This is a genomic window from Rhodoplanes sp., from assembly GCF_013377085.1.
Classification (GTDB): domain Bacteria; phylum Pseudomonadota; class Alphaproteobacteria; order Rhizobiales; family Xanthobacteraceae; genus Rhodoplanes.
The window spans coordinates 23,296-36,623 of sequence record NZ_JACAAX010000057.1 but is presented as its reverse complement, the minus strand read 5'-3'; the positions used below and the strand labels follow the sequence as shown (position 1 = coordinate 36,623).

The window sequence follows — 13,328 nt, the reverse complement described above, 5'->3', positions numbered from 1 at the left end:
GACCAGAAGAAGGCCGAGGAGCAGAAGAAGAAGCTCGAGGAACAGAAGAAGAAGGCCGAGGAGCAGAAGCGCAAGGAAGAGGCGCTGAAGAACCAGCCGGCCTTCGACCCGAGCAAGATTGCCGCTCTGCTCGACAAGCGCACCCCACAGCGCCAGGCCGCGATCGGCGACACCATCAACCAGACCGCCTCGCTCGGCCTGCCGACCGGCCGCGCCGCCACCCTGTCGCAGAGCGAGATCGACGCGCTGCGGGCCCAGATCCAGGCCTGCTGGAACCCGCCCGCCGGCGCCATCGAGGCCAAGGAGCTGGTCGTCAAGGTGCGGCTGCAGCTCCGCCAGGACGGCTCGCTCTCGGTCGACCCGACCGTGATGAACCGCGGCGGCCACCCGTCGTTCCAGATCGCCGCCGAGGCGGCGATGCGCGCCATCAAGCGCTGCCAGCCCTACAAGCTCCCCATCGCCAAGTACGATGTGTGGAAGGATGTTGAAGTCACGTTCGATCCCCGCGATATGTTCCGGGGCTGACGGCCAGTCCGGCCCGGGCCCGAGTCAAGGTCCGAGTCCAGATTCAGGTCCGATTGCAGCCGCTGCCCCGCGGCTCCGCCCTCCGGGCGTGAAGAGGAAGAATTCCCATGCTCGAGCGCGTCACCCGTCGCCGTCTCCTGCTCGCCTCAGCCGCTGCGGCGGGCGCGGGAGCGCTGGCCGGCTGGCCGAGCCGTCAGGCCCATGCGGTGCTGTCGATCGACGTCACCCAGGGCAATGTCCAGCCGGTGCCGATCGCGATTCCCGACTTCGTCGGCGGCAGCCCGGCCGACGTCGAGGCGGCGCGCGGCATCAGCCAGATCATCACCTCGAACCTGCGCCGCTCGGGCCTGTTCGCCCCGATCGACCCGGCCGCCTATATCGAGAAGATCACCACCATCGACACCCAGCCGCGCTTTCCCGACTGGCGCGCCATCAACGCCCAGGCGCTGGTGACCGGCCGCCTCACCCGCCAGGCCGACGGCCGCCTCAAGGCCGAGTTCCGGCTGTGGGACGTGTTCGGCGCCGCCCAGCTCACCGGCCAGCAGTACTTCACCTCGCCCGACAATCTGCGCCGCATCGCCCACATCATCTCGGATGCGATCTACGAGCGGCTCACCGGCGAGAAGGGGTATTTCGACACCCGCATCGTCTTCGTCGACGAGACCGGGCCGAAGGAGCGCCGGGTCAAGCGGCTCGCCCTGATGGACCAGGACGGCGCCAATGTGCGCTATCTCAGCCGCGGCGACGACCTCGTGCTGACGCCGCGCTTCTCGCCGACCTCCCAGGAGATCACCTACATGTCGTTCGGGCAGGGCGAGCCGCGCGTCTACCTGCTCAATGTCGAGACCGGGCAGCGCGAGATCGTCGGCAATTTCCCCGGCATGACCTTCTCGCCGCGCTTCTCGCCGGACGGCCAGCGCGTCATCATGAGCCTGCAGCAGGGCGGCAACTCCAACCTGTTCGTGATGGATCTGCGCTCCAAGGCGACGACCCGGCTCACCGACACGCCGGCGATCGACACGGCGCCGTGCTTCTCGCCGGACGGGGCGCGCATCTGCTTCGAGTCCGACCGCGGCGGCAAGCAGCAGGTCTATGTGATGTCGGCCAGCGGCGGCGGCGCCCAGCGCATCAGCTTCGGCGACGGCAGCTATTCCACCCCGGTGTGGTCGCCGCGCGGCGACTTCATCGCCTTCACCAAGCAGGGCGGCGGCCGCTTCGGCATCGGCATCATGAAACCGGACGGCTCGGGCGAGCGCCTCTTGACCGACGGCTACCACAACGAAGGCCCGACCTTTGCGCCGAACGGCCGCGTCGTGATGTTCTTCCGCGACCCCGGCTCGGGACCGGCCCTCTACACCATCGACGTCACCGGCCGCAACGAGCAGCGCGTCCGCACCCCGAGCTTCGCCTCCGACCCGGCCTGGTCGCCGTTGCTGTCGTAGGCGACGCCCCGACCCACGACTGCGGCTCCTCTTTAACCTCTCCCCGCACGCGGGGAGAGGTCGGAGTTCGCGCGAATGCGCGGACTCCGGGTGAGGGGGCGCTTCGATCCTGCCGCGACGCCCCCTCATCCGTCTCGCCGCTCCGCGGCGAGCCACCTTCTCCCCGCAAGCGGGGAGAACGAGAGCCGCCGCCGTGCCCGAGGCGCGAAGCGAGCCTTCACGCGCTTCGAAGAGCCTCTCTGCCACGCTGCCGCCGCCTTCACGACCCATTAACCATTCCAAACGGTTTCCGCCGATTCCATATCTCCCGGGGTACGCGGCAACGCCGCATCAAGGTTGACGGAACCTTCGCTTAACGAAACAGGGGCTATTCCGTTAGGCACGCTTCAAGCCGGGGGGCACATCCGGCGCCGAGCAGTTGAAAGGAGTTACGGCATGCCGAATGTCTCTCGTCTCCGCACCGGTGCAAGGATCGCGGCTGCGCTCGCATGCGTGCTGCTGATCACGGCATGCGCCAACAAGCCGAACGATCCCAATGCAGGCCTCGCCGGCGCCGCCGTGCCGGGCAGCCAGCAGGACTTCGTCGTCAATGTGGGAGACCGGGTGTTCTTCGAGAGCGATCAGACGGACCTCACGCCGCAGGCGCGCCAGACGCTGGAGAAGCAGGCGCAGTGGCTGCAGAACTACAGCCAGTACGCCTTCGTGATCGAAGGCCATGCCGACGAGCGCGGCACCCGCGAGTACAACATCGCGCTCGGCGCCAGGCGCGCCCAGTCGGTGCGCGACTATCTGATCTCGCGCGGCATCTCGGCCCAGCGCATGCGCACGATCTCGTACGGCAAGGAGCGCCCGGTCGCGGTCTGCAACGACATCTCGTGCTGGTCGCAGAACCGCCGTGCCGTCACGGTGCTGAACGCGAGCTCGTGACCGCCTGATCGCCTGTTTCGCCCCGCGCGCCGGCACAGCGGCCGCGGGCGACCAGCGGGCGGGGCGGTCGCATTTTCGACGTCCCCCGCGCTATGATGCGACCATGACCAAGCGAAACGATCGGCCTTTTGTCGGGCGCGGCGCCTTCTGGCCCGCGCCGTCCGGAGTCTTGTCGACCCTTCTGCTGGCCGGCGTGATCGCGCTTGCCGGCGTGATGCCGGCCTCCGCGCAGATGACGGAGTCCGAGCTGGTGGTGCGGCTCAACCAGATCGAGAGCCAGATGCGCCGGCTGACCGGCGACCTCGAGCAGCTCCAGTACCGCAACCAGCAGCTCGAGCAGCAGCTCAAGCGGATGGGTGAGGACGTCGAGTTCCGCTTCCAGGAGCTCGGCCGCGGTGGCCGCGGCGCGCCCGCGGCGGCGCCCGGCGGCATTCCGGGCCGACGCGGCGAGGCGCCCGTCGCCGCTCCGCCGCCGCAGCAGGCCTATGCGCCGCCCCCGGGGGCGACCGAGCTGCCGTCTCCACCGCCCCAGCCGGCTTATTCGGGCGGTCCGGCCTATGCGGCCGCCGATGCCGCGCCCGCTCCGGCGCCGTCCGGTCGCGGCCGGCGCGGCGACGCCTTCGATCCGACTCAGCGGCCCGATGCGCCCGGCACCCCGCGCGTTCTCGGTCAGCCCGGGGCGCCGCTCGACCTCGCCAGCATGGCCGGGGCCGCCGCCGCCGATCCGGCGCTCGCCCGCGGCCAGCCCGCCGCCGGACTGCCGGCGCCGCCGCCCCGCAATCCGAACGCCACCGGCGTCCCGACCGGCGACCAGCTCGCCACCCTGCCGCCCGGCCAGTCGGCCAAGGACGAGTACGACCTCGCCTACGGCTACGTGCTGCGGCGCGACTACGTCCTGGCCGAGCAGACGTTTCGCGAGTTCCTGCGCAAATACCCCGGCGACAGGCTCGCCCCCGACGCCCAGTACTGGCTCGGCGAGAGCCTGTTCCTGCGCCAGTCCTACAAGGATGCGGCCGACGCCTTCCTGGCCGTGAGCCAGCGGCCGGGCGCCAATCCGAAAGGGGCCGACGCGCTGCTGCGGCTCGGCCAGTCGCTCGCCGCCCTCAACCAGAAGGAGCTCGCCTGCTCGAGCTTCGCCGAGGTGGCCCGCCGCTATCCGCGCGCCTCCGTCAATGTGAAGCAGGCCGTCGAGCGCGAACAGAAGCGTGTCCACTGCTGACGACGGTCCGACGCCCGGCGCTGTCGCGCCGCTCGGCGAGGCCGAGGCGGCGGCTCTGTTCTCCGACCTCGTGGCTTTGCCCGCTCTGCTGCTCGCCGTCTCGGGCGGCCCCGATTCGACCGCACTTCTGATTCTCGCCGCCCGCTGGCGCGCCGGCCTGTTCGCCGGTCCGCGCCTGATCGCCGCGACCGTCGACCACGGCCTGCGGCCGGAGGGGGCCGCCGAGGCGGCAGTGGTGCGTAAGCTGGCCGGCGGGCTCGGGCTTCCCCACCACACCTTGCGCTGGACCGGCAAAAAGCCCGCCGCCGGCCTGCAGGAGGCGGCCCGCGCCGCGCGCTACGGGCTGCTCGCGCAGGCCGCCCGCGAGGCCGGCGCCCGCCATGTGCTCACCGCCCACACCCGCGACGACCAGGCCGAGACGGTGCTGTTCCGCCTCGCCCGCGGCAGCGGCCTGTCGGGCCTCGCCGGCATGGCCCGGGTGGCGGCCGTGCCTTTATCGCTTCGGAAGGAAGATCCCCCCACCCCCGACCCCTTTGGCGCGCAAGTGCGCGCCCAGCCATTCGCTGACGCGAATGGGGGGAGGGGAGCCGAGGCGCTTTGGCTCCCCTCCCCCCGCGAGCGAAGCTCGTGGCGGGGAGGGGTCGGGGGTGGGGGGCAGGCCACGAACGAGGTGCTGCTTTTGGTCCGTCCGTTCCTGGACATCCCCAAAACCCGGCTGATCGCGACGCTCGCGGTCGCCGGGATCCCGTTTGCCGATGATCCGTCGAACCGTGATTCACGCTTTACCCGGGCGCGGCTTCGCACCTTGCTGCCTGGCCTTGCCACGGAGGGCCTGTCGGCCGCCCGGCTGGCCCAGCTCGCCGCCCGCATGCGCCGCGCCGACGCGGCTCTCGAGGCCGCGGTGGAACGGCTCGCCGGCGATCTCGGCCTCAGTCTCGACGGCTTGGGGGCGGCGCATGCCGATCCCGCCCAGCCGGCCCGGCTCGACGCCGCCGGCTGGGTGCGGGCGCCGGCCGAGCTGCGGCTGCGCCTGCTCGGCCGGCTGATCGGCCGCGTCGGCAATGGGGGAGCGGTCGAGCTCGGCAAGCTCGAGACCCTCGCAGCGGCGCTGGCCGCGGCATGCGCCGGCAGCGGACCGGATGCGCGGTTTCGCCGCACGCTTGCTGGCGCCATGGTCACGCTGGCGGCCGGCGTCCTGACGGTCGAGCCTGCCCCGCCGCGCCGCAGCGCGCAAATCGTCGCGCCGGCGGTGCCAACCCCCACGGAAACGTGACGAAAAGCCGTTCACCACGGTCCGGCAATGTCGTCGCAGGGGGGCCACCGTGCTTGTGGGGCGGGGGCGAGGCTCCTACATTGGCCGATATGCTCCGACACACCGGTGTCGTGCGGGCTCCTGGTCCATGTCTGTCTGGTCCACGTCCACCGCCTGCGCCGCATCGGTCACCGCCCCCGGGGCACGAGGACACCTGATGAACGCCAATCTGCGGAATTTTGCTCTCTGGGTGATCATCGTTCTGCTGCTGCTGGCGCTGTTCACTCTTTTCCAGAATCCCGCGCAGCGTTCGGTGTCGCAGGACATCGCCTTCTCGCAGCTCCTGAACGAGGTCGATCAAGGCCGGGTGCGCGACGTCGTCATCCAGGGCCCCGAGATTCACGGCACCTTCACGGACGGCCGCAACTTCAACACCTATGCGCCGAGCGATCCGACCCTGGTCGACAAGCTCTACAAGAAGAACGTGACCATCACGGCGCGGCCGCAGCAGGACAACGTGCCCTGGTTCGTGTCGCTCCTGGTCTCGTGGCTGCCCTTCGTGGCGCTGATCGGCGTGTGGATCTTCCTCAGTCGGCAGATGCAGGGGGCGGGCGGCAAGGCGCTCGGCTTCGGCAAGTCGCGGGCGAAGCTTCTGACCGAGGCGCACGGACGCGTCACCTTCGAGGACGTCGCCGGCGTCGACGAGGCCAAGCAGGACCTTCAGGAGATCGTCGAGTTCCTGCGCGATCCCGGAAAGTTCCAGCGGCTGGGCGGACGCATTCCGCGCGGCGTGCTGCTGGTCGGCCCGCCCGGCACCGGCAAGACGCTCTTGGCGCGCGCCATCGCGGGCGAGGCCAACGTGCCGTTCTTCACCATCTCGGGCTCCGACTTCGTCGAGATGTTCGTCGGCGTCGGCGCGTCGCGGGTGCGCGACATGTTCGAGCAGGCCAAGAAGAATGCGCCCTGCATCATCTTCATCGACGAGATCGACGCGGTCGGCCGCCATCGCGGCGCCGGCCTCGGTGGCGGCAACGACGAGCGCGAGCAGACGCTGAACCAGCTCCTGGTCGAGATGGACGGCTTCGAGGCCAACGAGGGCATCATCCTGATCGCCGCGACCAACCGCCCGGACGTGCTCGACCCGGCGCTGCTGCGCCCGGGCCGCTTCGACCGCCAGGTCGTGGTGCCGAATCCGGACGTCGTCGGCCGCGAGCAGATCCTGAAGGTCCACGTGCGCAAGGTGCCGCTGGCGCCGGACGTGAACCTCAAGACGGTGGCCCGCGGCACGCCCGGCTTCTCGGGTGCGGACCTGATGAACCTCGTCAACGAGGCGGCCCTGATGGCGGCCCGGCGCAACAAGCGCATGGTCACCCAGGGCGAGTTCGAGGACGCCAAGGACAAGGTCATGATGGGCGCCGAGCGCAAATCGCTCGTGATGACCGAAGAAGAGAAGATGCTGACCGCCTATCACGAGGGCGGCCACGCCATCGTCGCCATCAACGTCAAGGCGACCGACCCGGTCCACAAGGCGACGATCATTCCGCGCGGCCGTGCGCTCGGCATGGTCATGCAGCTCCCGGAGCGCGACAAGCTGTCGATGAGCTTCGAGCAGATGACCTCGCGGCTCGCCATCATGATGGGCGGCCGCGTCGCCGAGGAGATGATCTTCGGCCGCGACAAGGTCACGTCGGGGGCCCAGTCGGACATCGAGCAGGCGACCCGGCTCGCCCGCATGATGGTGACGCGCTGGGGCTTCTCGCCCGAGCTCGGCGCCGTCGCCTATGGCGAGAACCAGGACGAGGTCTTCCTCGGCATGTCGGTCGCCCGCCAGCAGAACGTGTCGGAATCGACCGCCCAGAAGATCGACGCCGAGGTTCGCCGGCTGGTCGAGGAGGGTCACGACGAGGCCAAGCGCATCCTCACCGAGAAGCGCGACCACCTCGAGCTGCTCGCCAAGGGCCTCCTCGAGTTCGAGACCCTGACGGGCGACGAGATCAAGGACCTGATGAACGGCAAGCGGCCGAACCGCGAGTCGGTGATCGAGCCGTCGGGCCCGCGCGGCTCGGCCGTGCCGAACGCCGGCAAGCCGCGGCCGCGCCCGGACGTGCCCGGCGCAGGCGACATGGAGCCGCAGCCGACCGGCTGAGGCGAGGCCGTATCGACACGAAAACGCCCGCCGGTCGCGGGCGTTTTCTTTTGAATGCACGGCGTCTGCCCTCCCTCTCCCCGCCAGCCGGGGAGAGGTGAACCCAGCACCGGCCCGTAAGCCCGATTTGCCATGACCGAACATCCGTCCTCTCCCGAGCACCATCACCAAAGGCCCGGCCGCGCACCGCCGCTGGTGACGGGCGCCGGCTTTCTGCGCGGGGCGCGGCTCGCCTTGCCGGTGATGCCCGGCATGATGGCGATTGCGCTCGCCACCGGCGCCAGTGCGGCGCGGGTCGGCCTGTCCTTCGGCGAGAACCTGGTGATGTGCGCCACCATGTTCGCCTCCGCCTCGCAGCTCGTGGTGTTCGAGCTGTGGCCGGACCGCTTCACGCCGGACGCCGTGCTCGGCCTTGCCTTGATCGCCCTCACCGTGAACGCCCGCATGCTGCTGATCACGGCGTCGCTGCGGCCCTGGATGGGCGGCCTGCCGGCCTGGATCTATCCGCTCCTGCACCTCACCTCGGATCCGAGCTGGATCGTCTCGATGCGCTACCGCAACGAGGGCGGCACCGACGCGGGCGTGTTCTTCGGCGCCAGCGTGCTGCTCGCCTCGTTCTGGCTGTGCTTCACCCAGCTCGGTTTCGTCCTCGGCGCACTGGTGAGCGAGCCGAGGCGCTGGGGCTTCGACCTGATCATGCCGGTGTTCTTCGCCGCCATGCTGGTGCCGTTGTGGCGGGGCCGGCGCAATGCCGTCCCGTGGGTGGTCGCCGGAGCCGTCGCGCTCGCGGTCGAGCGGCTCGTCGGCGGCTGGTACTTCATCGTGGCCGGGGCGATCGCCGGCGCCGTCACGGGAGGCTTTGTGGATGACCGGCGCGACTGAGCTCGGGACCGGCCTCGGGCCGGCTCTCGGGACCGACCTCGGCGTGTGGATCGCGATCGCGGCCATGGCGGCCGTCACCTATGCGATGCGGGCCGGCGGCTTCTGGATCATGGGCCGGGTGCCGCTGACGGCGCCGGTGCAGCGCATGCTGGCGGCGCTGCCGGGATCGATCGTCGCCGCGACCGTGTTGCCCTTGATGGTCAACGGCGGCGCCGTGGTGGCGCTCGCGGTCGGCGCCGGCGTCGCCGTGATGCTCACGGCGCGCAACGATTTTCTCGCCGTCGCGGCCGGCATGGCGGTCGCCGCCATCGCCCGCGCCGCTGGTCTGGGGTAGCATTCCGCGGCCGGCCCGAACCGCCGGCGCGGATGGAGGCGACCATGCGGATTGCGGTCTTGTCCTTTGCGCTCGCCTGCGCGGCGACGCTTCCGGCGCCGGCGCGCGCCAACGACTCCTCGGCCGAGCTCGCCACCGGCGGGCTGGTGTTCGTCAAGAACGACGATGTCGAGATGACGTCGGAGGATCTGTATGTCTCCGCCGCCGAGATCCGGGTGCGCTACCGCTTCGTCAACAAGGCCGATCGCGACGTCACCGTGCATGTCGCGTTTCCGATGCCGGAGATCAAGATCGACGGGCCGGACCAGAACATCTCGGTGCCGACCGAGGACCCGGTCAACCTGCTCGGCTTCGTCACCACGGTGAACGGCGCGGCCGTCCGCACCGAGGTCGAGCAGCGCGTCACGGTGAACGGCACGGACCATACGGCCCTGCTGAAGAGCCTCGGCGTGCCGCTCGCCCCGCATCTGCGCTCGACCAGCGACGTCCTCGACAAGGTGCCGCGGGACAAATGGGACGAGCTGATCAGGCTCAGGCTCGCCGAGATCGAGGAGTACGACGTCGGCCAGGGCATGGAGAAGCACCTCTCGCCGCGCTGGTCGCTGAAGACCACGTTCTACTGGCAGCAGACCTTTCCGGCCCGCGCCGAGACCGCGATCGAGCACCGCTATCAGCCGAGCGTCGGCGCCAGCGTGCAGACCTCGCTCGCCGCGCCGTCGCTGGCGAAGGAGCCGTGGGTCGCCGACTACACGCGCAAATACTGCATCGAGCGCGATCTGGTCGCGACGCTGGAGCGCGCCCGCAAGGCGGCCAAGGCCGAGTTCGGCCCGCCCTACAGCGAGCAGCGCATCGACTACATCCTCTCGACCGGCGCCAACTGGGCCGGTCCGATCCGCGACTTCCGCCTCACGATCGACAAGGGCGACACCGACAGCCTGGTGAGCTTCTGCGGCAACGGCGTCACCAAGACCGGGCCGACCACCTTCGAGATGCGCAAGACCGACTTCACGCCGCAGGGCGATTTTGCCGTGCTGATTTTGAAGAAGCTGAAGCCGGAGCCTTAGCGCCCGCGACCGGAAGGCGACCCCTGCATGATTTCCGCAAAAGCGCGCGCCGGCGTGCTGCGCACCCGCAGCGGCGAGCACGAGCGCGTCACCTATGTCGAGCTGTTCTTCGATCTCGTCTTCGTGTTCGCCATCACCCAGCTCTCGCATCTGCTGCTCGAGCACCCGACCTCGCTCGGCATGCTGCAGACCGCGATGCTGCTGTCTGCCGTATGGTGGGTGTGGATCGACACCTCGTGGGTGACCAACTGGCTCGACCCGCAGACCGTGCCGGTGCGCATCATGCTGTTCGTGCTGATGCTCGCCGGGCTGGTGCTTTCCACCTCGATCCCGCTGGCCTTCGAGACGCGTGCGCTTCCCTTCGCGGGCGCCTACGTGCTCATGCAGCTCGGCCGCTCGCTGTTCGTGCTGTGGGCGACGCGCCGAACCAGCCCGGGCAACTACCTCAACTTCAAGCGCATCACCGCCTGGGCGGTGCTCAGCGCGCCGCTGTGGATCGCCGGCGCGCTGGTCGACGGCGAGGCGCGATATCTGTGCTGGGGCGCGGCGCTGGCGTTGGATTTCATCGCGCCGGCGACGGGCTTCTGGACGCCGGGCCTCGGTGGTTCGGCCACGGGCGAATGGGACGTGGAGGGGCATCACATCGCCGAGCGCTGCGCGCTGTTCACGATCATCGCGCTCGGTGAATCGATCCTGGTCACCGGCGTGACGTTCGGCCGGATGGACTGGACCGCGCCCACCGTCGCGGCGGCCGTCACGGCCTTCGTCGGCAGCATCGCGATGTGGTGGATCTATTTCAACATCGGCGCCGAGCAGGGCACCGCGCGCATCGCGTCGTCCGACGATCCGGGGCGGTTGGCGCGGCTCGCCTACACCTACGTGCACCTGCTGCCGATCGCCGGCATCATCGTTGCGGCGGTGGCCGACGAGCTGGTGCTGGCGCATCCGTCGGGCCACACCGACCTGAAGACCGCGGCTGCCGTGATCGGCGGCAACGCGCTCTTTCTCGTCGGCAACCTGATGTTCAAGCGCATCCTGCTCGGCCGCCCGGCGCTGTCCCACATGGTCGGGCTCGGCCTGTTGCTGCTGCTGGCGCCGGCCGCGCTGGTGCTGTCGCCGCTCGCCTTCGCGGCCGCCGGCAACGCCGTGCTGGTGGTGGTCGCCGTGTGGGAGACGTGGTCGCTGCGCGGCCTGGTCGAGGCCGAGGAGGAGATTTGATACCAGTCCTCACTGGCTTCGCCCCTCGCGTCATGGCTTGGCTTGACTCGGCCATCCATCAATCTGCGGAAAAGTAAGTCTATTTCAAGAGATGGATACGCGGGTCGAGCCCGCGTATGACGAGTCGGAGCATGTGACGGCTGGTATGATCAGCCCCGGCGGATCTTCGACAGCAAAAGGCCGGGGCGAGCCCCGGCCTTCGGCAGTCGCATCCTGGACAGCCTGTGTCGGATCAGCTCCCGACGCCGTGTCCCTTCAGGGCGGCGTCGATCTCGTCCAGCGCCGACGGGTCGTCGATGGTGGCCGGCATCACCCACGGGTCGTGGTCGGCGATCTTCTTCATGGTGCCGCGCAGGATCTTACCCGAGCGCGTCTTCGGCAGCCGGTTGACGCAGATGGCGATCTTGAAGGCCGCGACCGGGCCGATCTTGTCGCGCACCAGCTTGACGATCTCGGCCTCGACGTCGCTCGGCTTCTTGTCGACGCCGGACTTGAGCACGACGAAGCCGCACGGCACCTCGCCCTTGAGCTCGTCCTTGATGCCGATGACGGCGCATTCGGCGACGTTCGGGTGCGACGACAAAACCTCTTCCATCCCGCCGGTCGACAGCCTGTGGCCGGCCACGTTGATGATGTCGTCGGTGCGACCCATGATGTAGAGGTAGCCGTCCTCGTCCTTGAAGCCGGCATCCGCGGTCTTGTAGTAGCCCGGATAGTCGACGAGGTAGCTCTCGGTGAAGCGGTCGTCCTGCTGCCACAGGGTCGGCAGGCAGGCCGGCGGCAGCGGCAGCTTGACGACGATCGATCCCATCTTGTTGACCGGCAGCTCGTGGCAGCCCTCGTCGACAATCTGCACGTCGTAGCCCGGCATGGCGACGGTGGGCGAGCCCGGCTTCACCGGAAGCTGGCCGAGGCCGATCGGGTTGCCGGCGATGGCCCAGGCCGTCTCGGTCTGCCACCAGTGGTCGATGACCGGCACGCCGAGGATGCGCTCGGCCCACATCACGGTATCAGGGTCGGCCCGCTCGCCGGCCAGGAACAAGGCGCGCAGCAGCGACAGGTCGTACTGCGCCAGCAGCTTGGCGTCCGGATCCTCCTTCTTGATGGCGCGGAAGGCGGTCGGGGCCGTGAACATGGTCACGCATTTGTGCTCGGCGATCACCCGCCAGAAGGCACCCGCGTCGGGCGTGCCGATCGGTTTGCCCTCGTACAGGATGGTGGTGCAGCCGTGCAGCAGCGGCGCGTAGACGATGTAGCTGTGGCCGACCACCCAGCCGACGTCGGAGGCCGCCCAGTACACCTCGCCGGGGTCGACCCCGTAGAGGTTCTTCATGGTCCATTTCAGCGCGACCATGTGGCCGCCATTGTCGCGCACCACGCCCTTCGGCCGGCCGGTCGTGCCCGAGGTGTAGAGGATGTAGAGCGGATCCGTGGCGGCGACCTGGACGCAGTCGGCGACCCGGCCCGACTTGAGCGCGGCGGCGCGCAGCATGCCCCAGTCGTGGTCGCGCCCGGCGATCAGCTCCGCCTGCACCTGCGGCCGCTGCAGCACCAGGCAGGCGGACGGCTTGTCGGACGAGAACGCGATGGCGGCGTCGAGCAGCGGCTTGTAGGGGATGACGCGGTTGCCCTCGACGCCGCAGCTCGCCGTCAGGATCACCTTCGGCTTGGCGTCGTCGATGCGGGTGGCGAGCTCCTTGGCCGCGAAGCCGCCGAACACCACCGAATGGATGGCGCCGATGCGGGCGCAGGCCAGCATGCCGATCAACGCCTCCGGCACCATCGGCATGTAGAGAATGACGCGGTCGCCCTTGCCGACGCCGAAATCGCGCAGCATGGCGGCGAGCGTGCGCACCTCCTGCAAGAGGTCGCCATAGGTGAGGGTGCGCTTGGTGTTGGTGACCGGGGAGTCGTAGATCACGGCCGGCTGGTTGGCGCGGCCGCTCTGCACATGACGATCCACCGCATTGTAGCAGGTGTTGCACACGCCGCCGACGAACCAGCGCCCGTAGATGCCGGCGCTCGGATCGAACACGGACTTCGGCTTCTCGTACCAGTCGATCGCCTCGGCGGCCTCCCCCCAGAAGGCGGTCGGATCGGCGAGCGAGCGGGCATAGACCTCGTGATAGCGGCTCGCGGCGGTCGAGCCGTCGGAACGCATTGCGGATGCGGAATTCGTCACGTCGCTTCCTCCTGATCGGCATGCCCGCGGTTCCCTCGCGCGTAGGCGAGAGGTCCGGACGCGGCTGCCATTTGCTGTCCCGGGGGCTTTTGCCTGTGATTGTGCCGCACTCGCGCTGGTTTGCAAGAGTATTGCCG

At 69.5% G+C, this 13,328-nt stretch carries 11 protein-coding genes; 10 read left to right on the top strand and 1 reads right to left on the bottom strand.

Features of this window, described 5'->3' with window-relative positions; all coding sequences use genetic code 11:
* The 10 genes from HXX10_RS26800 to HXX10_RS26755 all read left to right on the top strand — a co-directional run.
* Positions 1-525: TonB C-terminal domain-containing protein (locus HXX10_RS26800; RefSeq protein ID WP_296526385.1), on the top strand; the 525-nt coding region annotated here is incomplete at its 5' end.
* A gap of 107 nt (positions 526-632) precedes the next feature.
* The gene (gene tolB, locus HXX10_RS26795; RefSeq protein ID WP_296526384.1) at positions 633-1,967 is read left to right on the top strand and encodes a Tol-Pal system beta propeller repeat protein TolB; all 1,335 of its coding nucleotides are present in this window, start codon (positions 633-635) and stop codon (positions 1,965-1,967) included.
* Positions 1,968-2,402: 435 nt separating this feature from the next.
* Positions 2,403-2,894: a peptidoglycan-associated lipoprotein Pal gene (gene pal / locus HXX10_RS26790; protein ID WP_296526383.1), complete on the top strand. Its 492-nt coding sequence runs from the start codon at positions 2,403-2,405 to the stop codon at positions 2,892-2,894.
* A 103-nt stretch (positions 2,895-2,997) separates the two neighbouring features.
* Entirely contained in the window at positions 2,998-4,113 is a 1,116-nt protein-coding gene (gene ybgF, locus HXX10_RS26785) for a tol-pal system protein YbgF (RefSeq protein ID WP_296526382.1), read from the top strand.
* Positions 4,100-5,386 (top strand): tRNA lysidine(34) synthetase TilS, encoded by a 1,287-nt coding sequence (gene tilS, locus HXX10_RS26780; RefSeq protein WP_296526381.1) that lies wholly within the window; start codon positions 4,100-4,102, stop codon positions 5,384-5,386. Before ybgF ends, tilS begins: the two co-directional genes overlap by 14 nt.
* Before the next feature lie 196 nt (positions 5,387-5,582).
* Positions 5,583-7,511, top strand: a complete 1,929-nt coding sequence (gene ftsH, locus HXX10_RS26775; RefSeq protein WP_296526380.1) for an ATP-dependent zinc metalloprotease FtsH — start codon at positions 5,583-5,585, stop codon at positions 7,509-7,511.
* Between the two features lie 132 nt (positions 7,512-7,643).
* Positions 7,644-8,393, top strand: coding sequence for an AzlC family ABC transporter permease (locus HXX10_RS26770; RefSeq protein WP_296526379.1), 750 nt, complete (start codon positions 7,644-7,646; stop codon positions 8,391-8,393).
* Entirely contained in the window at positions 8,377-8,727 is a 351-nt protein-coding gene (locus HXX10_RS26765) for an AzlD domain-containing protein (protein ID WP_296526378.1), read from the top strand. The genes HXX10_RS26770 and HXX10_RS26765 overlap by 17 nt, the downstream gene beginning before the upstream one ends.
* Before the next feature lie 44 nt (positions 8,728-8,771).
* Entirely contained in the window at positions 8,772-9,791 is a 1,020-nt protein-coding gene (locus HXX10_RS26760; RefSeq protein WP_296526377.1) for a DUF4424 domain-containing protein, read from the top strand.
* 27 nt (positions 9,792-9,818) lie between these two features.
* Positions 9,819-11,009: a low temperature requirement protein A gene (locus tag HXX10_RS26755; protein WP_296526376.1), complete on the top strand. Its 1,191-nt coding sequence runs from the start codon at positions 9,819-9,821 to the stop codon at positions 11,007-11,009.
* A gap of 232 nt (positions 11,010-11,241) precedes the next feature.
* On the opposite strand, the gene HXX10_RS26750 is transcribed toward HXX10_RS26755, so the two are convergent.
* On the bottom strand, positions 11,242-13,170 hold the full coding sequence (locus tag HXX10_RS26750; RefSeq protein ID WP_296526386.1) for a propionyl-CoA synthetase: 1,929 nt from the start codon (positions 13,168-13,170) through the stop codon (positions 11,242-11,244).
* Positions 13,171-13,328: the final 158 nt, after the last annotated feature.

What these genes read in the sequence shown, in the direction of transcription:
- HXX10_RS26770 (WP_296526379.1), top strand. Translation starts at nt 7,644, where the DNA reads ATGACCGAACATCCGTCCTCTCCCGAGCACCATCACCAAAGGCCCGGC.
- ftsH (WP_296526380.1), top strand. Translation starts at nt 5,583, where the DNA reads ATGAACGCCAATCTGCGGAATTTTGCTCTCTGGGTGATCATCGTTCTG.
- HXX10_RS26765 (WP_296526378.1), top strand. Translation starts at nt 8,377, where the DNA reads ATGACCGGCGCGACTGAGCTCGGGACCGGCCTCGGGCCGGCTCTCGGG.
- HXX10_RS26750 (WP_296526386.1), bottom strand. Translation starts at nt 13,170, where the DNA reads ATGCGTTCCGACGGCTCGACCGCCGCGAGCCGCTATCACGAGGTCTAT.
- HXX10_RS26755 (WP_296526376.1), top strand. Translation starts at nt 9,819, where the DNA reads ATGATTTCCGCAAAAGCGCGCGCCGGCGTGCTGCGCACCCGCAGCGGC.
- pal (WP_296526383.1), top strand. Translation starts at nt 2,403, where the DNA reads ATGCCGAATGTCTCTCGTCTCCGCACCGGTGCAAGGATCGCGGCTGCG.
- tolB (WP_296526384.1), top strand. Translation starts at nt 633, where the DNA reads ATGCTCGAGCGCGTCACCCGTCGCCGTCTCCTGCTCGCCTCAGCCGCT.
- ybgF (WP_296526382.1), top strand. Translation starts at nt 2,998, where the DNA reads ATGACCAAGCGAAACGATCGGCCTTTTGTCGGGCGCGGCGCCTTCTGG.
- HXX10_RS26760 (WP_296526377.1), top strand. Translation starts at nt 8,772, where the DNA reads ATGCGGATTGCGGTCTTGTCCTTTGCGCTCGCCTGCGCGGCGACGCTT.